At 73.9% G+C, this 20,689-nt stretch carries 25 protein-coding genes; 12 read left to right on the top strand and 13 right to left on the bottom strand.

Going from position 1 to position 20,689, the window contains the following annotated elements:
- Nucleotides 1-102 precede the first annotated feature (102 nt).
- On the top strand, nt 103-1,281 hold the full coding sequence (locus QWY28_RS06445) for a zinc-dependent alcohol dehydrogenase (RefSeq protein ID WP_300951497.1): 1,179 nt from the start codon (nt 103-105) through the stop codon (nt 1,279-1,281).
- A complete protein-coding gene (locus QWY28_RS06440) occupies nt 1,278-1,718 on the top strand; it encodes an SRPBCC family protein (protein WP_300951496.1) in 441 nt (146 codons plus the stop codon). Before QWY28_RS06445 ends, QWY28_RS06440 begins: the two co-directional genes overlap by 4 nt.
- Nucleotides 1,719-1,766: 48 nt before the next feature.
- Here the strand turns inward: QWY28_RS06440 and QWY28_RS06435 are convergent, their stop codons facing one another.
- Nucleotides 1,767-2,435, bottom strand: coding sequence for a response regulator transcription factor (locus tag QWY28_RS06435; RefSeq protein ID WP_300951495.1), 669 nt, complete (start codon nt 2,433-2,435; stop codon nt 1,767-1,769).
- 113 nt (nt 2,436-2,548) lie between these two features.
- On the opposite strand from QWY28_RS06435, the gene QWY28_RS06430 reads away from it, so the two are divergent.
- Nucleotides 2,549-2,740 (top strand): hypothetical protein, encoded by a 192-nt coding sequence (locus tag QWY28_RS06430; protein ID WP_300951494.1) that lies wholly within the window; start codon nt 2,549-2,551, stop codon nt 2,738-2,740.
- On the top strand, nt 2,737-3,378 hold the full coding sequence (locus QWY28_RS06425; protein ID WP_300951493.1) for a methyltransferase: 642 nt from the start codon (nt 2,737-2,739) through the stop codon (nt 3,376-3,378). Before QWY28_RS06430 ends, QWY28_RS06425 begins: the two co-directional genes overlap by 4 nt.
- A 91-nt stretch (nt 3,379-3,469) precedes the next feature.
- On the opposite strand, the gene QWY28_RS06420 is transcribed toward QWY28_RS06425, so the two are convergent.
- The 3 genes from QWY28_RS06420 to QWY28_RS06410 are packed head-to-tail and all read right to left on the bottom strand — an operon-like array spanning nt 3,470 to nt 4,850.
- Nucleotides 3,470-3,739 carry a CDGSH iron-sulfur domain-containing protein gene (locus tag QWY28_RS06420; protein ID WP_300951492.1) on the bottom strand — a complete coding sequence of 90 codons (270 nt, stop codon included), beginning with the start codon at nt 3,737-3,739 and terminating at the stop codon, nt 3,470-3,472.
- Nucleotides 3,736-4,701: an iron-containing redox enzyme family protein gene (locus QWY28_RS06415; RefSeq protein WP_300951491.1), complete on the bottom strand. Its 966-nt coding sequence runs from the start codon at nt 4,699-4,701 to the stop codon at nt 3,736-3,738. The genes QWY28_RS06420 and QWY28_RS06415 overlap by 4 nt, the downstream gene beginning before the upstream one ends.
- The gene (locus QWY28_RS06410) at nt 4,701-4,850 is read right to left on the bottom strand and encodes a hypothetical protein (RefSeq protein ID WP_300951490.1); all 150 of its coding nucleotides are present in this window, start codon (nt 4,848-4,850) and stop codon (nt 4,701-4,703) included. Before QWY28_RS06410 ends, QWY28_RS06415 begins: the two co-directional genes overlap by 1 nt.
- A gap of 157 nt (nt 4,851-5,007) precedes the next feature.
- Here QWY28_RS06410 and QWY28_RS06405 point away from each other — a divergent pair, with 157 nt between their 5' ends.
- Nucleotides 5,008-5,352 carry an STAS domain-containing protein gene (locus tag QWY28_RS06405; RefSeq protein WP_300951489.1) on the top strand — a complete coding sequence of 115 codons (345 nt, stop codon included), beginning with the start codon at nt 5,008-5,010 and terminating at the stop codon, nt 5,350-5,352.
- A gap of 230 nt (nt 5,353-5,582) precedes the next feature.
- Here QWY28_RS06405 and QWY28_RS06400 read toward each other — a convergent pair whose 3' ends face one another.
- Nucleotides 5,583-6,080 carry a pyridoxamine 5'-phosphate oxidase family protein gene (locus QWY28_RS06400; RefSeq protein WP_300951488.1) on the bottom strand — a complete coding sequence of 166 codons (498 nt, stop codon included), beginning with the start codon at nt 6,078-6,080 and terminating at the stop codon, nt 5,583-5,585.
- 171 nt (nt 6,081-6,251) lie between these two features.
- Here QWY28_RS06400 and QWY28_RS06395 point away from each other — a divergent pair, with 171 nt between their 5' ends.
- The 7 genes from QWY28_RS06395 to QWY28_RS06365 all read left to right on the top strand — a co-directional run bounded on the left by QWY28_RS06395 (nt 6,252) and on the right by QWY28_RS06365 (nt 13,631).
- Nucleotides 6,252-6,965 carry an HAD family hydrolase gene (locus QWY28_RS06395; RefSeq protein ID WP_300951487.1) on the top strand — a complete coding sequence of 238 codons (714 nt, stop codon included), beginning with the start codon at nt 6,252-6,254 and terminating at the stop codon, nt 6,963-6,965.
- Nucleotides 6,966-7,029: 64 nt separating this feature from the next.
- The gene (locus QWY28_RS06390) at nt 7,030-9,279 is read left to right on the top strand and encodes a SpoIIE family protein phosphatase (protein WP_300951486.1); all 2,250 of its coding nucleotides are present in this window, start codon (nt 7,030-7,032) and stop codon (nt 9,277-9,279) included.
- A 52-nt stretch (nt 9,280-9,331) separates the two neighbouring features.
- A complete protein-coding gene (locus QWY28_RS06385; protein WP_300951485.1) occupies nt 9,332-9,640 on the top strand; it encodes an STAS domain-containing protein in 309 nt (102 codons plus the stop codon).
- Nucleotides 9,637-10,029, top strand: a complete 393-nt coding sequence (locus QWY28_RS06380; RefSeq protein WP_300951484.1) for an ATP-binding protein — start codon at nt 9,637-9,639, stop codon at nt 10,027-10,029. The genes QWY28_RS06385 and QWY28_RS06380 overlap by 4 nt, the downstream gene beginning before the upstream one ends.
- Before the next feature lie 154 nt (nt 10,030-10,183).
- Nucleotides 10,184-11,542, top strand: a complete 1,359-nt coding sequence (locus QWY28_RS06375) for a hypothetical protein (protein WP_300951483.1) — start codon at nt 10,184-10,186, stop codon at nt 11,540-11,542.
- 196 nt (nt 11,543-11,738) lie between these two features.
- Complete coding sequence (locus QWY28_RS06370) at nt 11,739-12,977, top strand: hypothetical protein (protein WP_300951482.1); 1,239 nt, start codon at nt 11,739-11,741, stop codon at nt 12,975-12,977.
- Between the two features lie 15 nt (nt 12,978-12,992).
- Entirely contained in the window at nt 12,993-13,631 is a 639-nt protein-coding gene (locus tag QWY28_RS06365) for a class F sortase (protein ID WP_300951481.1), read from the top strand.
- Nucleotides 13,632-13,667: 36 nt separating this feature from the next.
- On the opposite strand, the gene QWY28_RS06360 is transcribed toward QWY28_RS06365, so the two are convergent.
- The 8 genes from QWY28_RS06360 to QWY28_RS06325 form a co-directional block, all read right to left on the bottom strand.
- The gene (locus QWY28_RS06360; protein ID WP_300951480.1) at nt 13,668-14,798 is read right to left on the bottom strand and encodes an SGNH/GDSL hydrolase family protein; all 1,131 of its coding nucleotides are present in this window, start codon (nt 14,796-14,798) and stop codon (nt 13,668-13,670) included.
- 207 nt (nt 14,799-15,005) lie between these two features.
- Complete coding sequence (locus tag QWY28_RS06355; protein ID WP_300951479.1) at nt 15,006-17,435, bottom strand: penicillin acylase family protein; 2,430 nt, start codon at nt 17,433-17,435, stop codon at nt 15,006-15,008.
- 60 nt (nt 17,436-17,495) lie between these two features.
- Nucleotides 17,496-17,795, bottom strand: coding sequence for a GroES family chaperonin (locus QWY28_RS06350; protein WP_300952280.1), 300 nt, complete (start codon nt 17,793-17,795; stop codon nt 17,496-17,498).
- 32 nt (nt 17,796-17,827) lie between these two features.
- The gene (locus tag QWY28_RS06345; protein WP_300951478.1) at nt 17,828-18,079 is read right to left on the bottom strand and encodes a DUF3618 domain-containing protein; all 252 of its coding nucleotides are present in this window, start codon (nt 18,077-18,079) and stop codon (nt 17,828-17,830) included.
- Nucleotides 18,076-18,930 carry an energy-coupling factor ABC transporter ATP-binding protein gene (locus tag QWY28_RS06340; protein WP_300951477.1) on the bottom strand — a complete coding sequence of 285 codons (855 nt, stop codon included), beginning with the start codon at nt 18,928-18,930 and terminating at the stop codon, nt 18,076-18,078. The genes QWY28_RS06345 and QWY28_RS06340 overlap by 4 nt, the downstream gene beginning before the upstream one ends.
- On the bottom strand, nt 18,927-19,607 hold the full coding sequence (gene cbiQ, locus QWY28_RS06335) for a cobalt ECF transporter T component CbiQ (protein WP_300951476.1): 681 nt from the start codon (nt 19,605-19,607) through the stop codon (nt 18,927-18,929). The genes QWY28_RS06340 and cbiQ overlap by 4 nt, the downstream gene beginning before the upstream one ends.
- Nucleotides 19,608-19,979 carry a PDGLE domain-containing protein gene (locus QWY28_RS06330; protein WP_300951474.1) on the bottom strand — a complete coding sequence of 124 codons (372 nt, stop codon included), beginning with the start codon at nt 19,977-19,979 and terminating at the stop codon, nt 19,608-19,610.
- A complete protein-coding gene (locus QWY28_RS06325; RefSeq protein WP_300951473.1) occupies nt 19,976-20,662 on the bottom strand; it encodes an energy-coupling factor ABC transporter permease in 687 nt (228 codons plus the stop codon). Before QWY28_RS06325 ends, QWY28_RS06330 begins: the two co-directional genes overlap by 4 nt.
- Nucleotides 20,663-20,689: the final 27 nt, after the last annotated feature.

Genomic DNA, 20,689 nt, shown 5'->3' with positions numbered 1-20,689 from the left:
GCCGCGGACGGCCCGTGTGCCGGACCCCGCCCTGGGTACCCGACCGATCACAGGGACCACGTACGCACGACCGGCCCACGGGCCGACGAGGAGGAGCACCGGATGAAGGCAGTGACCTGGCAGGGCACCAAGGACATGCAGGTCGTCGAGGTGCCGGACCCGACGATCGTCGACCCCACGGACGCGATCATCAAGGTCACCTCGACCGGGCTGTGCGGCTCCGACCTCCACCTCTACGAGCCGCTGTCGCCCTTCATGACCAAGGGCGACGTGGTCGGCCACGAGCCGATGGGCGTCGTGCAGGAGGTCGGCCCCGAGGTCAAGGACCTCAAGGTCGGCGACCGCGTCGTCGTGCCGTTCAACGTCAGCTGCGGCACCTGCTGGACGTGCTCGCAAGGCCTGCACAGCCAGTGCGAGACCACCCAGAACCGCGAGCACGGCACCGGCGCGAGCCTGCTGGGCTACAGCAAGCTCTACGGCCAGGTCCCCGGTGGGCAGGCGGAGTACCTCCGCGTGCAGTTCGCCGACACCCTGCCGATCAAGGTCCCCGAGGGCCCCTCGGACGACCGGTTCGTCTACCTCTCCGACGTGCTGCCGACGGCGTACCAGGCCGTGCGGTACGCCGAGCTCCCGCCCGACGGCGTGCTGCTCGTCATGGGCGCCGGCCCGATCGGCGACATGGCCGCCCGGATCGCGATGCACGAGGGCCACCGCGTGATCGTCGTCGACCGCGTGCCGGAGCGCCTCGAGCGCGTCCGCGCCCGTGGCGCGGAGACCATCGACCTCGACGCCGTCGACGACCTCGCCGAGGAGGTCCGCAGCCGCACGGGTGGCCGCGGCGCCGACTCGGTCATCGACGCGGTCGGGATGGAGGCGCACGGCAACCCCGCCGCCGAGAAGGCGATCAAGGCCGTCGGCCTGCTGCCCGACGCCATCGCCGAGCCGCTCATGCTCAACGCCGGCTTCGACCGCCTCGCCGCGCTGCACGCCTCGATCGACTGCGTCCGCCGCGGCGGCACGGTCTCGCTCTCGGGCGTGTACGGCGGCGCGACGGACCCGATGCCGATGTTCCAGATGTTCGACAAGCAGATCCAGCTGCGCATGGGCCAGGCCAACGTCCGCCGGTGGAGCGACGACATCCTGCCCCTGCTCACCGACGGCGACCCGTTGGGCACCGAGGACTTCGCGACCCACCACCTGCCGCTCGACGCGGCCCCCGAGGCGTACGCGAAGTTCCGCGCCAAGGAGGACGGCATGGTCAAGGTGGTGTTCCGCCCGTGAGCACCAACACCCGACGCATCCATGCCACGCCCGACCAGGTGTGGGAGGTGCTCTGCGACGGCTGGCTCTACCCGCTGTGGGTGGTCGGCGCCTCCCGCATGCGCGACGTCGACGAGCACTGGCCGGAGGTCGGCTCGAAGCTGCACCACTCGGTCGGGACCTGGCCGCTGCTCATCGACGACAACACCGAGGTCATCCGCGCCCAGCCGCCCTCGCTGCTCGAGCTCAAGGCACGCGGGTGGCCGGCCGGCACGGCCCGGGTCCGACTGCACCTCGAGGCGGCAGGCACCGAGACCCAGGTGACCATCGAGGAGGACGTCGAGGACGGACCGGGGCGCTTGATCCCCAAGCCGCTGCGCGACGCCCAGCTCGGCTGGCGCAACGTCGAGTCGCTGCGCCGCCTGGCGTACGTCGTCGAGGGCCGCGTCGCGCACTGACTCCCGCGGTGGCCGAGCCCACCGCTCCGCACCCGCCGTCGGCCGGGCTCAGTCCTCGCGCTGGGTCCGGCCGTCGACGTGCCGCACGCGGTCGGGCTGGAACCCGTGCTCGATGCCGAAGGCGACGGCCTGCGCCCGCCGGGACACGCCGATCTTGCGGTAGAGCGTGCGGATGTAGGTCTTGACCGTGTTGATGCCGATGTAGGCCCGCTGCCCGATCTCCTCGTTCGACAGGCCCTGCGTGATGAGCGCCAGGACCTCGGCCTCACGCTGGCTCAGTCCCAGCTCCTCGCCCGGCCACCGGCCGAACTGCCCGGCCTCGTCGGGCGAGGTCTCGTCGGGGGTGACGGTCTCGCCGTCCCGCACCCGCTCGAGCACGTCGACGAGCTGGTCGGCGCTGACCGCCTTGGAGAGGTACGCCGCCGCGCCGTTGTCGAGCGAGCGCTGCACGAGGTCCGGCTGCACGTTCCAGCTGAAGACCACGAACTTCGCGTCGGTGCCGTTCAGCAGCCCGTCGACGTCGATCTGGTCGCCCTGGACCTGGCCGAAGGAGTCGTACAGCACGACGTCGACGTCGCTGGCGACCGGCGTACGGCTGTCCAGCTCGACCACCTCGACGCGGTCCGCGAACGGTTGCAGGAGCGCAGCGACGCCCGCGACGACCAGCTCGTAGTCGTTCACGATCGCGATGCGCACCGGGCGCGGCTCCTCCGACATGGCGCCATCCCACCACATCCCGGTGCGGTCGGCGCCACGCTCGCGGCCCGCATGGCCGCGCGCGCATCGGGACACAGGGCGGGCATGCTGCTGCACCGAGACGGAGTGCCGTCATGAGCGCCGACAAGCCGATGGACAACCGACGCGCCCGCTACCTGATCGCCGCCGCCGTGCTGGTGCTCCTGATCGTGGTGGGCGGCACGTTCCTGCTGATCGGCGTGCTCCGTGGGGACGACACGAGCACCGGTCCCGGGACCCCGACCTCGGAGGTCGTCACGCTGAGCACCACGGGCGCGGGTCGGTGACGCAGGGCACCGGCGGCACGGCCGTCGGCGAGCAGATGGTCTTCGGGCCGCTGACGATCACCTTCGACGCGCGCGTCCTGCGGCCCCGGACCTGGACCGCGGCCCAGTCCACCTGGGCGGCCCAGCTCCTCGAGGACGCCCCCGCAGGCCCCGTCCTGGAGCTCTGCGCCGGTGCCGGCCAGATCGGCCTGCTCGCCGTCCACGACGGCGACCGCCGGCTCGTCTGCGTCGACGCGAACCCCGTCGCGTCCGCCTACACCCTCCAGAACGCCGCCGCCGCCGGCCTCGGCGACCGGGTCGAGGTCCGCAACGGCGACCTGGCCGCGATGGTCCCGGCCGACGAGCGGTACGCCCTCGTCCTCGCCGACCCGCCGTGGGTGCCCGCCGCCGACACCGGCCGGTTCCCCGAGGACCCCCTTCTCGCCATCGACGGCGGCGCCGACGGCACGACCGTCGCCGTGGCCTGCGTCGAGGTCGCGGCCGCGCACCTGCTCCCCGGCGCCACGCTGCTCCTCCAGCTGGGCAACGTCGAGCAGGTCGGCGCCATCGCCGGCTCGGTGGCCGCCGCCCACGGCATGACCCTCGACTCCACCCGGGTCTTCGAGGGTGGCGTCGTCGCCCGCTTCGTCCGCGCCTGACGCCCCCGCCCCGGCTCCGTCCTCCCTCGCCGCGCCCGCAGGAGGACCGAGCGCACGAGCAGCAGGACCGGGGCAGGCCGGGGGCGAGCGGCTACGGGCGCAGCTTCTTGGGCAGCAGCTTGTGCGTGCCGTCGCACCACGGCTTGGTGGCCGACTTGTTGCACCGGCACACGGCGCTGACCGGGCGGGTCGTGCGGTGTCGGTTGCCGTCGGCGTCCTCGATCACCGCGTCGCCGCGCAGCAGCATCGGCCCCTCGGGGCACATGACGATCGTGGGCCGTTCCTCCACGACCGGCTGCGCCGGGGTGGACGGGGTGGCCGGGGTGGCCGGGGTGGGCGGGTCGACGGGCCGGGCGGTCACGCCTCGACCCCCCAGCGGTCGAGGAGGTCGCGGGCCTGGCGGTCCTCGGTGTCCAGGCAGGCGAACGCCCCGAGGAACACGTCGTCGGCGAGGGCCGGCTCGAGCTCGACGAGCGGCACGCAGATGTCACGGACGGCGAGCTGCTCGTGGACGGCGTCGGCCTCGACGTGCTCCCGGTAGTAGTCGGCGATCTCGTCGGGGAACCCGAGGCGCTCGAGGCCCTGGGCCATCCGGCGCGACGGGATCGAGCTGGTCGCCTCGAAGGCGGCCAGGTGGCCCAGCGAGGCCGCGCGCAGGCGGCGGTGCAGGCCGAAGAACGACTGGACGTTGTTGGACTCCAGGACGGGCAGGGTCGCCTCGTCGACGTACGCGCCGTACTCCGAGCGCAGCCCGGCGGCCTCGAGACCGCGCTCGAAGAGGTGCTGGTGCAGACGCGCGGGGTTGCCGTCGCCGTACTCGTCGAACTGCAGCTCCATGAGGGCCGCCTTCGGCCCGGTGGGCAGCCGCGGCACGACCCAGGCGCTGGGGTCGGCCTCCTTGAGGTGGTAGACCGACTTCTGCCGCAGCAGCTCCAGCACCTGCGCCTCGGTGGCCTCGGTCTGGACGTAGCGCGCCATCGACGGGCCGTCGTGGTCGGCGACGTAGTCGAACAGGTCCTTGGCCAGGTCGTCGGTGCGCTCCGGCTGGTGCGCGGCGTACCGCTCGCGGACCTCGGCCTCGAGCGCCTCCTCGAGCCCGGCGCGGACGCGCAGGACGTCGGGGCTCCACTCCCAGCGGTCGTCGACGTCCTCGAACCCGCGGTAGTGCAGCTCGTAGGAGGCCCACAGCGCGATGGCTCGGTCCTCTGCGTCGTCCGCGACGTCCACGGAGGTCGCCGAGAGGGCGACGGCCGTCCCCGGCTCCTCGCGCAGAGCGGTGAAGAGCTGCTCGCTCAGCGTCCCGCGGGCCTTCGGCAGCAACATCAGTCCCGCCCCCCGTCGTCGTCGCGGTCCAGCGCGTGCCACACGCCCCGGCAGTCGCGGAAGCCCCGACCGACGGGGTCGGCCTGCGGGTCGTCCACCGGCGCGGGCGGCACCGTCCGCCGGTCCGGGCCCTCGATCAACAGCGTCATGCGGCTCCGGTGACCTGCGCCCCGCCGCCGGAAACGTGCTCACCGGCCGTCGCGCGGGCCACACGCGTCCCGCTCGTCACGGAGCCCGGGAGAAGTACCCGTAGGGGTGAGGCGACCGGTTTCAGCCGTGGTCCGGGGCACGGCTAGTGTCGAGGGCATGCTGGAACGGCCGTTCTCGTCCTCCTACGCCGACGGGGTGCTCACCCTCGGCGGGTCCGTCGACGAGTACGCCGTCGCCGCGCTGCGCAGCGCCGTCAAGGAGCACTCCGACGAGCACCGCCGGCCGCTGGCCGTCGAGCTCAGCGACGTTGACTTCCTGCCGAGCGTCGCGGTCGGCGTGCTCGCGACCGGCCTGCGCAACGCCGAGCAGAACGGCACCGAGCTGGCCCTGGTCGCCGCGCCCGGCACCATCGCGCACCGCGTGCTGGTCATCACCGGCATGCCCTTCCTCGAGGCCGTCCCGCAGCACGGCTCGAGCGGCAGCGCGCCCGGCGCCCTCTGAGGGTCCCTCACCCCGAGGGGTGGAAACCACATCGGCTGTGATTACCCCCGCACCGCCCGGGTACCTCCTGGGAGCCGGCGGTGCGACGCATGGGGCTTACGCAGACCCGGGCAGCTGCGAGACGACCTGCCGGCACATCCTTCCCGGACGCCACGGCGTCCGACGGCACGAGGCCCGGCGCTCACGAGCGCCGGGCCTCCTCGCGTCCCGGGCCTGCTCCCCCGGACCTCTCAGAGGTCGACCCGGCCGGTGTCGGCGTCGTAGGTGTCGCCGGTGAGCTTCGTCTTGGCGAAGCTGATCAGCGAGGCGACCTTCCCACCCGGGCTGTCCCAGTACTCCCCGTGCTCGACGGCGACGTGGATCAGCACCGCCTGCGGGTCCTCGGGACCGCCGGGGAGCCACGCCTCGGCGAAGGTGTTCCACAGCTCGCGCAGCTTGGCGTCGTCGTCGACGACGGTCGCGGTACCGCGCAGCGAGACCCAGGAGTCCCGCGAGGAGAAGGTCAGGCCCACCTGGGGTCGGGCACGGACGTCGTCGACGTGCTGGGTGTCACGGGCGGTGATGAACCACAGGTCCGCGGTCGGCTCGACCTCCTGGCGGGCCATCGGCACCGCCCGCAGCCGTCCCTCGGCGTCGAGCGTGGTCATCATCGCGATCGGCATGCCGTCCACCAGCTCGACGAGCTTGCGCTCCTGGGCGTGCGGGGTGTCGTGGTCGTCGGTGCTCACGCGGGTTCCCTCCCGGTCGGTGACGCCCGAGGTCCCGGGCGTACGCCGCGTCGCGGCGCTCCCCGCCGGTACCCACCCCCGCGACCGACCCCCGGGACCGGCGACCACCCCGCGACCACCCCGCGACCACCCCGCGACTGCCCCGCACCGCGAGTGGATACCGAGCGGGCGATGACCCCTGCCGCCACGACACCGCCCCGACCCGACACCGTCGTCCTCGACCTCGACGGGACCCTCGTCGACTCCGTCTACGTCCACGTCGGCTGCTGGCGCGCCGCGTTCCGCGACGTCGGGGTCGACGTCGCCTCCCACCGGCTGCATCGCGCCATCGGGATGGGCGGCGACCGGCTGGTCGCGGCGGTGACCAACGACGGCGTCGAGCGCTCGGTCGGCGACGACGTACGGGCCCGGCACGCCCACCACCTCGACGCCCGCTTCGGGGAGGTCGTGGTGCTCGAGGGCGCCGGCGACCTCCTGACGGCGCTGCGCGAGGCCGGTGTCGAGATCGTGCTGGCGAGCTCCGGCGAGCGGGAGCTGACCGATCGGCTGCTCGACCTGGTCCCGGGCACCGGCGCGATCCGGTCGACCCTGTCCGGCGACGAGGCCTCCTCCAGCAAGCCCGCGCCCGACCTGCTGTCGCTGAGCCTGGAGCGGGCCGGGGCGGACCGCGCGTTCGCCGTCGGCGACACCGTCTGGGACGCCGAGGCCGCCCGCGGCGCGGGCGTCCCGTTCGTGGGCGTGCTCACCGGCGGGGTCACCGAGGCCGAGCTCCGTGCGGCCGGCGCGGTCGCCGTGGTGGACGGCCCCCACGAGCTCGCGACCCGGCTGGACGAGGTCCTGTCCACCGTGGCGGACGCCGTCGCCGCCGGCGCCGAGGACGGGTGAGCCGGACGGGCCCTCGGACGGGTAAAGTGGGCCCCGACCTACTGCGACTGCCGATGGAGCCTGCGTGACCGAGACGGCGTCGCCGCACACTCCGGCGTACGGTCGCGTCGACCTCAACAACTGCGACCGCGAGCCGATCCACGTGCCGGGCGCGATCCAGCCGCACGGCGTGCTGCTCGCGGTCGACCCGGCGTCGACGACCGCCCTCATGGTCTCCGCCAACGTCGAGGACATGCTCGGCATCCCGGTGGAGGAGGCCGTCGGCCGCCCCCTGGCCGACTTCGTCGGCGACACCGCCGCGCAGGCGATCCGGGAGCACGCCGAGCTGGCCATCGTGCGCGAGCCGCTCACCCTCCTGCTCCCCGCCGACCGGGCGGGCAGCCTCTCCGGGCGCACCGTCGACGTCGCCGCGCACGTCTCCGGTGACCGCCTGGTGGTCGAGATCGAGTCCCTCGAGCGCACCCGCGCGCTGCCGATGTCGTACCGGTCGGCGCGCAGCGCCATGGGGCGCCTGGCCGCGGCGAGCACCGTGGACGAGCTGACCGCGCAGCTGGCGCGCGAGGTCAGCACGATCACCGGCTTCGACCGGGTGATGGTCTACCGCTTCGACCAGCACTGGAACGGCGAGGTCGTCGCCGAGGAGCGGCGCCCCGACCTCAACCCCTTCCTCGGGCTGCACTACCCGGCCACCGACATCCCGGCGCAGGCGCGTCGGCTCTACACCGTCAACTGGACCCGCCTGATCGCCGACATCGGCTACACGCCCGTCCCGCTGCACCCGGTGCTCGACCCGGGCACGGGGGCGCCCCTGGACCTGTCGCACTCGACGCTGCGCAGCGTCTCCCCCATCCACATCGAGTACCTCACCAACATGGGCGTCACCGCCTCGATGTCCATCTCCCTCATCGTCGACGACGAGCTGTGGGGCCTGGTGGCCTGCCACCACTACTCCGGCCCGCACCGGCCCAGCCAGGACGCGCGGGCGGCCGCGGAGTTCCTCGGCCAGGTCACCTCGCAGATGGTCGCCGAACGGGAGCGCTCCGACCAGCGGGAGGCCGCGCTGGTCGCGCAGTCGACGCTCGCGCAGATGACGGCCCGGCTCTCCGCCTCGAGCGCCGCGCCGCTCGACGGGCTCGTGGCCGACCCGGACCTGCTGCGGCTCATGGACGCCGGCGGCGTCGCCCTGTGCCACGACGAGCGGCTGCACACCGCAGGCCAGCTCCCCGACGACGACGTCGTACGTCGCATCGCCCAGCTGTTGCTCCGGCCGACCGGTGACGTCGTGGCGAGCGACCACCTCGCCGTGCTCGACCCCGCCCTCGCCGAGCACTCCGGCGTCGCGGCGGGCGCGCTGTGCATCGCGGCCGGGCCCGACAGCTGGCTGCTGTGGGTGCGCCCCGAGCTCGAGCAGGTGGTCGACTGGGGCGGCGACCCCACCAACAAGCTGCTCGCGGCCAAGGAGGGGCCGGAGGTGCGCCTCTCCCCCCGCAAGTCCTTCGAGAAGTGGCAGCAGGTCGTCCGCGGCCACAGCGCGCCCTGGGAGCCGTGGCAGGCCGACGCCGCCACCGCCCTGCAGACCCACGTCAACGGCCTGATGCTGCAGCGCTCCCGCGAGCAGATCGCGGTGGCGGAGTCGCTCCAGCGCTCGATCCTGCGCGAGCAGCTGCCCCAGGTGCCGGGCATCGACGTCGTCGCGCGCTACCTTCCCGCCTCGACCTTCCAGCTCGGCGGTGACTGGTGGGACGCCGTCGAGGTCGGTGGCGGCCGCGTCGCCTTCGTCGTCGGCGACGTCGCTGGGCACGGCGTCAGCGCGGTCGGGGCGATGACCCAGATCCGCACCGCGATGCGGGCCTACCTCTTCGCCGGCGACGACCCGGGCACGTGCCTGGACCGCCTCGACCAGCTGATGTCCTCGCTCATCGACGAGCGCGTGGCGACCGCCCTGGTGGCGGTCGTCGACCCCGACACGCGCCGGGTGGAGCTGGTGAGCGCCGGCCACCCCCTGCCGCTGCTGTTCGACGGCGTCACCGCACGCGACGTACCCGTCACCGCCCGCCCGCTGCTCGGGCTCGGCGAGGGCCACGCCCGCGCGGCGCAGGTGCTGGTGCCGGAGGGGTCGACGCTGCTGATGTTCAGCGACGGCCTGGTGGAGCGTCGCGAGGTCGACCTCCTGGCCGCCCTGGACCTGCTGCGCACCGCCGGCGGCGCGGGCCCTGCAGGCGGCCCCCTCGACCCCTGGGTGGACCGGCTCGTCGAGGCCGTCCCGGGCGAGAAGGACGACGACACCACCGTCCTGGCCATCCGGTTCGCCTAGCTCGCGGACGCCGATCACGACCTCGGGGCGACCGGGCGTTACGATGACCGGCGTGTTGGATCGACCCTTCAGTGCGGACTACGACGAGCAGAGCCGCACCGTGCGCGTGAGCGGCACGATCGACGAGCTCGCCGGCCCCCGGTTCCGCGACGTCCTGCAGAAGTACAGCCAGGACTTCGCCGAGTCCCTCGTGGTCGACCTCAGCGACGTCGACTTCATGCCGAGCCTCGCCGTCGGTGTGCTCGCCACCGCTCACAAGAACATGCGCAACGCCGGGGCCGAGCTCGACCTCGTCGCCGAGGACGGGACCGTCGCACAGCGGGTGCTCCACGTGTGCGCGATGCCGTACCGAACCGCATGAGCACCGGCGACGTCCGGTCCTACCGGCTTCCGTTCGAGCTGGCCGCCGCCACCGCGGCACGCCACCAGCTGCACGACTTCCTCACCCAGGCGGGCGTCCCGCCGCGGATCGTCAACGACGCCGCCCTGGTGATCAGCGAGCTGGTCACCAACGGCGTCGAGCACGGCCGCTCCGACGACGACGCCATCCACGTCTCGTGGTGGGTCGAGGACAGCATGCTGACCCTCTGCGTCCGCGACGACGGCAGCGAGGCCGAGCCGACGGTCACCCAGGTCGACATGTACGCCCCCCGCGGGCGCGGCCTGGCGCTGGTGGAGTCGATCTGCCAGAGCCTGCAGATCGACCGCTCCGAGGGCACGCAGATCACCGCCACGCTCAAGCTGGGCTGAGCCGGCGCCGAGGTCGGGCGCCGAAACCGGTGCCCAACCTCAAGGCACCTGCAAGTTCGGCTCAGGCTGAGCAAGGTTCGGTCAACTCGGCACGGAACGGGCCGATGGGCTGGGAGTCTTTACCCAACAGCTCCCGTCCCGGAAGAGACACCTCGTGCGCACTCGCCTCGCCTCCCTCCTCGCCACCGCGGTCGTGGCTTCCGCCCTCGTCGTGCTCGGCACGACGTCGACCGCGGGTGCCGCGGACACCGACGTGTGCGACAAGTTCGGCGCCGCTGACCACCTCAAGCCGCAGAACAGCACCGAGAAGCTGGTCGTCACCGTGAAGGCACCGGCGGGCAAGCTGATCTCCGGCTACTGCGTGAAGTCGGGCAGCACGAACCAGGGTCTGGGGCCCCGCTACTTCGACCTGACCCCGCCCGCCACGAGCGTCACCTTCAGCTACCCGACCGACGTGTCGGGCAAGGCGAAGGACATCTCGCACTACTCGATCAAGTACGTCGCCGCGACCCCGAAGCCGACCACCCCGGCGCCCACCACCCCGGCGCCCACCACCCCGGCGCCCACCACCCCGGCGCCCACCACCCCGGCGCCGACCACCCCCGAGCCGACGATCATCACTCCGTCCGCGACGGCGCCGACCACCACGCCGACCACCACCCCGACCACCACGCCGACCACCACGCCGACCACCACGCCGACCCAGCCGGAGCCGACCACTCCCGCTCCGACCACTCCCGCTCCGAGCACGTCGGCCGGGCCCGAGCCGACCGAGCCGGAGCCGACCGAGGTGCTGGAGCCGGCCGAGCCGGTCGTCCCCGTGTCGCCGCAGAACCCGCCCGCGACGGACGGCTACGGCAACTTCAACTGGAACTGGCGCTACACCGACCCGTCCTGCTACGCGCTGCTCGTGGCGTACCCCTCGAACATCCCCGAGGGCCAGAGCAACGACATCAACGTGCGGGTCTGGACCGACGTGGCCGGCGAGATCACCCTGAACTACCACAACAACGAGGGCACCTGGTCCGGCACCCGCGCCTTCGCCTACGCCCAGCACAAGAACTGGCCGGCAGGCGTGAAGGAGTACGCCGTCGTGTGGACCCAGGTCGCCGGCAGCAACTACCACTACGGCGAGAAGTTCCACCAGGAGCCCGCGAAGGCGCCGCTGACGTGCCGGATCAACGACGACGGCGACCCGGAGACCTACGACCTGCCGCAGGCGATCAGCGACATCGAGGGCTGGCGCACCAGCACCGTGAGCGTCCGCAAGGGCTCGACCGCGCCGGCCGACAGCGTGACCGTGGAGCACCCGGGTCTGGAGACCGTGACCCTGGAGCGCCTGCGGTCCGGCACCTGGAGCACCGTCAAGACGGTCGTCCCGGGCAGCCGCACCACGACGGTCACCTTCCCGAAGGAGACGCGACGCGGCCGCTTCCAGTACCGCCTGGTGCTGCCCGGTTCGGGAGCCACGACGGGCGCGACCACCGAGACGTTCACCGTCCGCGTCCGCTGAGACCTGCCACCGCGAGGTGGCACCCAGGCCGCGAGGGCCGGTTCCCCGGGGGGAGGACCGGCCCTCGTGCCGTGTCCGGCCACCGGTCCCCGCCCCGCCGTCCGTAACCCCCTCCCGGCCCCGCCGTTGTGCCTGTGGACCACTGCTGACATCGGGGCCGCGCCGGGAGCGCGCGGCGACAGGGAGCCAACACCTCGTGACCACTCGTCGTACCGCCGGACGGCTCGCCGCCGCCGCCACCGCCAGCTCGCTGGTGCTGCTGACCAGCACGCCCGCCGTCGCCGCGGAGAAGCCCGTCGCCCAGGCCAGCGCGACCGCGCTGCGCCTGACGATCGGCGGGACGCCCGCCGACTCGGGGACCTTCACCGCCACCAACGACGGCAAGCGCGAGCGCACCGAGGGCAGCGACAGCCCCGCCATCTCCGTGCTCGGCGGGCAGGACTTCATCCAGGCCGGCACGCTCGCCCAGAAGGCCCGCACCCAGATCGAGGACGGCCGGGGCGCGTCCGCCGCGTGCGCCGGCCTCGCCGGTGACGGCGCGGTGCTGGTCGAGGTCGACGAGGGCAGCTGCCTGCGCCCCGGTGACAACCTCGAGCTGAACGCCGGCAACCTCGACCTCTCGAACCTCCAGCTGGTCCGGTCCGAGTTCCTCGCCGGGCTCGACCAGCAGCTGCAGGACGCGCTGGCGCCGGTGCTCGACCCGCTGCTCGCCGGCCTGCAGACCGCGCTCGAGCAGGTGCTGACCGCGGCCGACGCGGCGGTCGTGCTCGACCTCGGCGCCATCCAGAGCTTCTGCGTCGCCCGCCCGGGCGATGTCACCGGCGGCGCCAACCTGGCCGGCGCGGGCGCCTCGCTCCGGCTGGGCGGGCAGGAGGTCGAGCTGCTGAACCTCCCCGCCGACCCCGCCCCCAACACCAAGCTCGTCACCGACCTCGGCGAGGTGGCCGACCTGCTGCTGCAGGCGCTGCGGACCCAGTTCACCGAGGCCATCGACGGCGCGCTCGGCCCGCTCGCGCAGGTGATCGACCAGGCCGAGGTGCTCACCGCAGCGCTCGGCACGATCGGCGAGCAGCTGGCTCCCCTGGAGGAGAACGTCCTCGACGTCACCCTCAACCGGCAGGAGCGCGGCCCGAACCAGATCGACGTCACCGCGCTCGACGTCCGGGTGCTCCCGGCCGCCGCGAGCTTCGGCGTCGAGCTGCTGAACGTGGAGATCGGCCACAGCAGCTGCGGGCCCAACGGTCGCGTGCAGCCCGACGAGCCGGAGGAGCCGAACACGCCGGCGCCGGAGCCGCAGCCCGAGGAGCCGCAGGTGCCGACGTCGGTGCCGGCCGGCTCGGGTGGGTCCGGGCTCGGCACGGGCGGCCTGCTCGCCCTGCTGCTGACGGCGCTCGGAGCCGGCGCGGTCGCCACGCGGCGTACGCTCCGCTCCTGACCGGACGGACCGGCCGTGGCCACCGAGGGACCCACCGAGGACTCCGCTGAGGACACGCCGCCGACGCGCGGCGAGCCGGGGCCGGTCCGGCGCCGGGTCGCGGCCCTCGCCCAGGGCGCCTGGGTGGCGGCACTCGTCCTCGCCCTCGGCCTGACGGTCGCCGGCGTCGTGCTGCCGGAGGGCGAGTCGGAGGCGAGGTCGTACGTCGCCCCCGACCCGGCCCAGCCGATCCGGCTGCGGATCCCCTCCCTCGACGTCACGGCGCCCGTCGTGCCGATCGGCATGCTCGCCGGGCGGGTGCTCCAGCCGCCCGCGGACTACACGAAGGTCGGCTGGTGGGACGTCAGCGCCAGGGCCGGCGCACGGCGCGGGCAGACCGTCGTCACCGGGCACACCGTCCACACCGGCGGCGGGGCGCTCAACCGGGTCACCGCGCTCGGCAGGGGCGAACGGGTGCTCGTGGTGAGCCGCGAGGGGACGGTGCGGTACCGCGTCTCGGCCGTGCGGGTGCTCAGCCGCGCAGAGCTCGCCGAGCAGGCCGAGGCCCTCTTCGGCCAGGACCACGGCCGCGGCCGGCTGGTGCTGGTCTCGTGCACCGACTGGAACGGCTCGACGTTCGAGAACAACGTCGTCGTCCTCGCCCGCCGGGTCTGACCCCGGCGGGCGAGCACCGACCGTCCGCCTCCTGCCTCAGCGCTGCGCGGCGAGCCAGCGGCGCCAGGCCGCGACGACCTCGGCCCGACGCTGCGGGGTCACCGGCCGGGTCGTCGCGCCGTCGGCCCGCATCGGGGCGACGCGCGCCGCAGCGGTGCGACCGCCGCTGAGCTGGCGGTAGACCTCCTGGGCCATCGCGCGCATCCCGCGGCCGAACGGGTGGAAGTTCGCCGCCCGCAGCGGGTTCAGGGTCTTGCCGTTGATCCACGCCTGGCTGCCGGCACACGCGTCGTGGCCGCGCGAGGCGGGGTAGAGGTCGACGTACGTCGCATCGGCGGCCTCCGCGGCCAGGCGCAGCGAGCGGTTGAGGTGGCGCTCGACCTTGTTGCCCCAGGCGTAGTCGCCCTTCGCGAAGCCGACTGCCTGGCACGAGCCCTGCTGCGGGAGCAGGCGCGGGTAGCCGACGACCACGACCGCGGCGTTCGGCGCCCGGCGCTCGACCGCGCGGATGACGCCGGCGACGTCGCCGCGGATCCGGTCGGCGTCGCGGAGCTTGGTGTCCACGCCCCGGGCGTTGGTGAAGTGGCGCTTGCACGGCGCGCCGTCGGGATCGAGCTCGGCGACCGCGCCGCACACCTCGATCATCGACCCGAACAGCTCGTGGTCGTTGCCGCCGATGCCGATGGTCACCAGGTCGGTGGCGTCGGTGAGCACGTCGACCTGCGGCGCCGGCGCCGGCCCCGGGATGATCGTCTCCTGGCGCCGGTCGACCAGGTCGGCGGTCTCCGCACCGGAGCAGGTGACGTCGGTGTACGACGCCGCCCCGAGGTGGCGGGCCAGGTAGGCCGGGTAGTTCGACGTCGACCGGATGCAGCCCAGCGGGTCCAGCCGGATCAGCGGCACGAGCGGGCCGGCGCTGTAGGAGTCGCCGAGTGCCACGTAGTCCAGCGGCTCCTCGCTGTCGACGTCGACGACGCGGTCGGCCACGCCATCAGCCTGGGCTGGGGCGGCCTGGGCCGGGGCGGTGGGCCCCGGTGCGGCCGTGGCCGGCCCGGTCGCGGCCACGGCGCCCGCGGCGGTGGCGGCGAGGGCGGTCGTCGCCGCGAGCGCGGCGCGCAGGCGACGTACGGGGCGCGGATGGGTGGTGGTGGGGCGTGCGGTGGTCATGGGTTCCCTCCCGAGGAACGCCCGGAGTCACGGCCGGGCACAGTGGACGCCGCCAACCTAGTGGTGCGCGTCACGCTGGTTACCGGCGGGTTCCACAGGCCGGGAGGGGAGCTTCGCGGCCTTTCCTGCCGCTTCGCGGCCATGCCGATGGCCGCGAAGCATCAAGATCCCAAGTTAACTTGGGATCCCGCGAGCTTCGCGGCCTTCCTAGCCGCCGACCACGACCCGCCGGCGGACCAGGTCGCGCCGGACCTCGGCGTCGGTCCAGGGGAAGCGCACCCACCTCTCCTGGGCGAACAGGCGGGTCTGGTCGGAGGACCACGGAGAGGTGGGGTCCTCGGACTGGCCGTAGGTGAGGATCGTGCGGGCGTCGAGCCGCCCGCCGGCGCGGTAGCTGATCGCCTGGATGTGCGAGGAGCCGTAGGTGATCGGCTTGTACTTCCCGGCGTTGTCCTCGACCCACCGGGAGGAGACGACGTTGGCGTTGCCGACGTCGTCGCCCTCGCCGCCGCCGAGGCCGATCGGCGGGGCGCCGCGGTCGCCGGCGACCTGCAGGGAGCCCCAGCGGGCGTCGAACGGCACGCCGGCCTCGCGGACGGCGGCGATCGCGTCGCTCATCGCCTGGACGACGCCCGGGTTGGCCTCGTTGAGGCCGCGCGGGGTGTTCAGCGGGTCGGCGGGGTCGAACGGCACGGTCCAGACGGTGTCGACGAGGTCCAGCGGCAGCGTGGGCAGCCGCTCGACGAACGCCTCGAAGAGGTGGACGCCGCGGGAGTCGCGGTCCGAGCGGCCGTCCCACCGCGCGAGCGCCGCGCACGCCTCGGTCTCCCCCGTCATCGCGCAGACCCGGTCCAAGGCGCCGTCGGCGCGCATCACCTCCGCGGCCATGACCCGGTTCTCGTGCTGGTGGCCGCGGAAGCTCGCGGGGGTCTCCTTGCGGCCCGAGGCGAGCCGGCGGGCGACGTAGTCGGCGACGACGCGCGTGCGCATGGTCCGCTCGCAGCGCTCGCAGCCCAGGATGCTCGGGAAGCCCTCGAGCGGCGAGGCGGGGTTGGGCAGCCAGTAGGAGTCGTTGGCGTTCATCACCCAGTCGCGGCGCACGACCGACGGCAGGTTGCGCGGGCCGAGGATGCCGGGCCGCTGCGCGTCGGGGTCGGCCCCCCAGGCGCAGTCGCCCTGCGCCCGCGTGCCGTCGAGCCCGGGCAGCCCGGCGACGGTGTCGAGCACCCGGCCGACGACGGTGAGGCAGCGCTGCTCCATCTCGTCGGTGACGTGCGGGACGACCGAGTGGTCGGCGTACAGCACGTCGCCCTTGCGGTCCGCGGCCGTGGTGTTGACCCACGGCATGCCGCCGCCGCGGTCCTGGCGGCGCAGCAGGTCGCGCACGTTGCGCGCCTTGCCCATGTCCAGGAACGTGTCGATCGTCCGCAGGTGCTCGGCGTTCGCGTCACGGATCGCCCACACGCTCAGCGCGCTCCACGGCATCAGCTGCGCGGGGTCGTCGATGACGTAGCCCTCGTCGGTGCGCCACACGTCCTCGGTGACCGTGCGGACCGTGCCTCCCTCGCGGACCCGCACCCGCACCTCGCGGCGCTGGAGCTCCTCCGGCCCGCTCTCGGTGAGGTACGTCGTGGGGCCGAGGAGGCGGTACTCGTAGGGCGTGAAGCGGTACGCCGTGGAGACGGTGTGGCTCCACGCGACGTCCTTGTTCCAGCCGATGTTGATCGCCGGCGAGCCGATCAGCGACGCGCCGGCGACGTCGTAGCGGCCGGGGATCGTCTGGTGCTGCTGGGTGAAGTGGTAGCGACCGCGCCACGGGAAGTGCGGGTTGCCCAGCAGCATCCCCCGGCCCGTGCTCGTCGCGCGCCCGCCGGCCGCGGTGGCGTTGGAGCCGAACGGCGCCCCGGGGTCGCGGCCGAGCCCCGTCAGGAGCGCGTCGCGGTCGACGTCGGCGGCCCGCAGCGGCAGCTGCGGCAGGCCGGGGTCGGTGAGGCTCGGCGGGGAGGCGTCGGCGATCTCCGGGACGAACACGCCGGTGGAGGCGAGCAGGTTGGCGAGGTACACGCCGTACCAGAGGTCGAGCGGGGTGACGTCGGGCTCCAGGTAGCCGGCGCCCCGGCAGGCGGGGTCGGTGACCCGGTTGCGCGGGGTCTCGCGCAGGTAGGTGTTGAGGCCGGCGACGTACCCCTTCACCATCGCGCGGGCCTGCTTGCCGGGGCCGGCGACGGGGTCGGCCAGCAGCTTCTCGACGACCCGGCGGGCGTGGAGGTCGGCGACGACCGTGTCGACCTGCAGGTTGGTGGCGTCGAGGGTGACCTGGTCGTGGTAGCGCGCCTTCGGGCCGAACCACAGCGAGCGCTCGCCGCGGCCGGTGACCAACGTGTCCGCCAGCGTGCACAGGGACGCCTCCGCGGCGGCGTACCCGCTGCCGAAGCCGAGCGAGCCGAAGCCGTCGGCGCTGATGTGCGGGATGCCGTGCTTCGTCCACTCGATGGTGGCCTGGTAGCGCGGTGCCTTCGCCGCCGGGGACGAGGCAGCCTCGGCGCCGGGCGCGGGGGCGCCGGCGGCGGTGGGCACGACGAGGGCGGCGGGGAGCAGGGCGGCCGCGGCGAGCGAGGAGACGAGGCGTCGGAGCACGCCCGCTCAACGGCGGGTGGTGACGCGGGTTACGTCGCCGGGCCGATCAGAGGTGGGTGCTCACAGGTAGAGGCCGGTGGCCTCGTCGGCCAGCCGCTCCGCGGCGACCGCGTGGACGTCGCGCTCGCGCATGACGACGTACAGCTCCCCGTGGACCTCGACCTCGGCCTTGTCCTGGGCCTCGAACAGCACCCGGTCCCCGACCTCGACGGCACGGGCGTGCGGGCCGACCGCGACCACCTTGGACCACGACAGGCGGGTGGCGCCCATGGCGGCGGTCGCCGGGATGACGATGCCGCCGGAGGAGCGTCGCTCGCCCGCGTCGCTGTCGACCTCGCACAGGATGCGGTCGTGCAGCATCTTGATCGGGGTCTTGTCGGGGGTCGCCACGGTCAGCCGGCGACCTTCCGGACCACCACGAGCAGCGCCACGGCCCCGACGACGGCGCCGACGGTCTTGAGGATGTTGTCGGTGCGCGGGTTGCCCGCGGCGTCGACGTAGTACGCCTTGATCGTCGCGACCTCGCGGCCGACGATCGTCTTGGGGCTGGAGCGGTACAGGAGCTGGTCGATGGTGGTCGCCAGGCGATCGCGGGTCTCCTCGATCTCGCGCTCGAGGGAGGAGGTGTCGTTGCCCTTGCTCACGTGAGGTCTCCTGGGTTCGTGTGCGTGCCGGGAGACGCTACCAATCCCCCGGCCGCGTCGGTGCGGGGCGGTGCCGCGCGGTCTGGTGCCACCCCGGTGCCCAATCCCGGCCGCACCGAGCGCGGGTCGAAGCCGAAGGGCAGCTCGAGGCGGTGGGCGCGCATCAGCGCGTCGTCGGTGAGCACGTCGTACGTCGACCCGTCGGCCACGACCGTGCCCCCGGACAGGACGACCGAGCGCGGGCAGAGCTCCAGGGCGTAGGGCAGGTCGTGCGTGACCATCAGCACCGTCACGTCCAGCGAGCGCAGGATGTCGGCCAGCTCGCGCCGCGAGGCCGGGTCGAGGTTCGAGGACGGCTCGTCGAGCACCAGCACCTCCGGCTCCATCGCCAGCACGGTGGCGACGGCGACGCGGCGCCGCTGGCCGAAGGAGAGGTGGTGCGGCGGGCGGTCGACGTGCTCGGCCATGCCGACCTGCTCCAGCGCCGCCATGACGCGGCGGTCGAGGTCGGCGCCGCGCACGCCGAGGTTGGCGGGGCCGAAGGCGACGTCCTGGCGGACCGTGCCCATGAACAGCTGGTCGTCGGGGTCCTGGAAGACGATGCCGACGCGCCGCCGCACCTCCTGCAGGTGCTGCTTCTCCACGGGCAGCCCGCTGACGGCGACGCTCCCGGCGCCGGCCGTGAGGATGCCGTTGAGGTGCAGCACCAGCGTGGTCTTGCCGGCGCCGTTGGGCCCGAGCAGCGCGACCCGCTCGCCGCGGTGGACGTGGAGGTCGACCCCGAACAGCGCCTGGTGGCCGTCGGGGTAGCCGTAGGCCAGCCCGCGGACGTCGAGGACCGGGGTGCTCACTGATCGGCCCCGGTCGGCAGGCTGCCGGTGTAGCCGCGGGAGAGCATCGCGAGGTGGACCCGCTCGCCGCGCTCGTAGCTGCGGATGAACAGGGCGCCGAGCGAGCGCGCCAGCGCCGGCCAGTGCCGTGGGGAGCGCGGGTCGCAGCCGCGCGAGCGCATCGCGGTGAGCATCCGGCCGAGGTCGGCGGTGACCACGTCGAGGTAGCGGAGCATGAAGGACATGATCTCGACCATCAGGCTCGGGACGTGAAGCCGGCGCAGCCCGCGCAGGACGTCGACCGGCTCGGTGGTCGCGGCCAGCGTCAGCGACGCCATCACGCCGAGGGTCGCCTTGACCGCGAGGCCCCACGCCGCGACCAGGCCGGGCTCGGAGACGCTGAGCCCGAGGACCTCGGTGCGCGGGCCGTGCGCGACGAACGGCACGAGCGCGGCGAACACCAGGAACGGGACCTCGACCACCATCCGCCGGACGATCCACAGCAGCGGCACCCGGGCGGTGAGGACGACGCCGACCACGACCGCGAGGTAGGCCGGGAACGCGACGTACCACTCGCGGGGGGTGGCGACGACGAGCAGGACGAAGCCGACGAGCGCGAGGATCTTCAGGTGCGCCGGCGCGCGGTGGACCGCGCTGTGGCCGTGGTGGTGCAGGCGGTGGCCGTGGGCGGCGCCCACTCAGGCCCGCTCGGGTTCGCGGGCGCGGGCGGTGTCGTCGTCCGGGGTGGGGGTGCGCCGGCGGAGCGCCAGCGCGAGGCCGCCGGCGAGCACGAGCACGACCAGGGTGCCCAGGACGCCGGCGATCCCGACGCTGAGCCGCTCGTCCTCGACGCCCTCGGTCGTGTAGTCGGCGAACGGGCTGTCGGCGGTCGGGCTGTCCTCGGCGGAGTCGAGGAAGCCGGTCTCCCCCGCGACGTGCTCGAGCCCGTCGGGGTGGGAGCTGGCGTAGTAGCTGGCCACGCCCGCCACCAGCAGGGCGACCACGAGGCCGACGACGACCAGGGCGCGGGTGCTGACCCGACGGCGCGGCGTCGTGGTGGGCGCGCTCATGCCGCGACCGTCCGGATCTCGAGCTCGCGGGCCTCGACCAGCGGGCGGGCGCCACGGACGAGGTCGGGCCGCACCGCGACGACCGCACCCACGACCAGGCCGGTCACGACGGCCTCGCCGATGCCGATGAGCACGTGCCAGCCGAGCATCGCGGTGAGCACCCTGCCGGCGTCGACCGGGGCGGTGCCGCCGATCGCGAAGAGCAGGCTGAAGACCGCGGCCGCCACCGGGACGGAGACGAACGCGGCGACGGCGGCGCTCGGGGCGACGGTGGCCACGCGGCGCGGGAGCACCGCCTGGAGCGCGCGGAACACGACGTACCCGACCAGCGCGGTGACCACGCCGATCAGGACGACGTTGGTGCCGAGCGCGGTGATGCCGCCGTCGGCCATGAACAGCGCCTGCACGACCAGCACGACCGAGACGCAGAGCAGCCCGGTCCAGGGCCCGACGAGGACCGCGGCGAGCGCGCCGCCCATGAGGTGGCCGCTCGTGCCGGCGCCGACCGGGAAGTTGATCATCTGCGCGGCGAAGACGAACGCCGCGACCAGCCCGGCCATCGGGGCGGTCCGGTCGTCGAGCTCGGTGCGCGCCTTGCGGAGCGCGACGCCGACCGCGGCCGCGGCGACGACGCCGGTGGCCACGGACGTCGGCGCGTCCAGGAACCCGTCGGGCACGTGCATGGAGCGGCTCCTCGGCTGTCGGCGACG

It is taken from the genome of Nocardioides oceani (genome assembly GCF_030412965.1).
GTDB classification, from domain to species: domain Bacteria; phylum Actinomycetota; class Actinomycetes; order Propionibacteriales; family Nocardioidaceae; genus Nocardioides; species Nocardioides oceani.
The sequence above is the reverse complement of the archived record's forward strand: the minus strand, read 5'-3'. Positions and strand labels throughout refer to the sequence as shown.

Excerpts from the sequence above, each read along its gene's own strand:
- QWY28_RS06445 (WP_300951497.1), top strand. The coding sequence starts at position 103 with ATGAAGGCAGTGACCTGGCAGGGCACCAAGGACATGCAGGTCGTCGAG.
- QWY28_RS06435 (WP_300951495.1), bottom strand. The coding sequence starts at position 2,435 with ATGTCGGAGGAGCCGCGCCCGGTGCGCATCGCGATCGTGAACGACTAC.
- QWY28_RS06430 (WP_300951494.1), top strand. The coding sequence starts at position 2,549 with ATGAGCGCCGACAAGCCGATGGACAACCGACGCGCCCGCTACCTGATC.
- QWY28_RS06415 (WP_300951491.1), bottom strand. The coding sequence starts at position 4,701 with ATGTTGCTGCCGAAGGCCCGCGGGACGCTGAGCGAGCAGCTCTTCACC.
- QWY28_RS06410 (WP_300951490.1), bottom strand. The coding sequence starts at position 4,850 with ATGACGCTGTTGATCGAGGGCCCGGACCGGCGGACGGTGCCGCCCGCG.
- QWY28_RS06405 (WP_300951489.1), top strand. The coding sequence starts at position 5,008 with ATGCTGGAACGGCCGTTCTCGTCCTCCTACGCCGACGGGGTGCTCACC.
- QWY28_RS06395 (WP_300951487.1), top strand. The coding sequence starts at position 6,252 with ATGACCCCTGCCGCCACGACACCGCCCCGACCCGACACCGTCGTCCTC.
- QWY28_RS06380 (WP_300951484.1), top strand. The coding sequence starts at position 9,637 with ATGAGCACCGGCGACGTCCGGTCCTACCGGCTTCCGTTCGAGCTGGCC.
- QWY28_RS06360 (WP_300951480.1), bottom strand. The coding sequence starts at position 14,798 with ATGACCACCGCACGCCCCACCACCACCCATCCGCGCCCCGTACGTCGC.
- QWY28_RS06350 (WP_300952280.1), bottom strand. The coding sequence starts at position 17,795 with ATGCTGCACGACCGCATCCTGTGCGAGGTCGACAGCGACGCGGGCGAG.
- QWY28_RS06330 (WP_300951474.1), bottom strand. The coding sequence starts at position 19,979 with ATGAGCGCGCCCACCACGACGCCGCGCCGTCGGGTCAGCACCCGCGCC.
- QWY28_RS06325 (WP_300951473.1), bottom strand. The coding sequence starts at position 20,662 with ATGCACGTGCCCGACGGGTTCCTGGACGCGCCGACGTCCGTGGCCACC.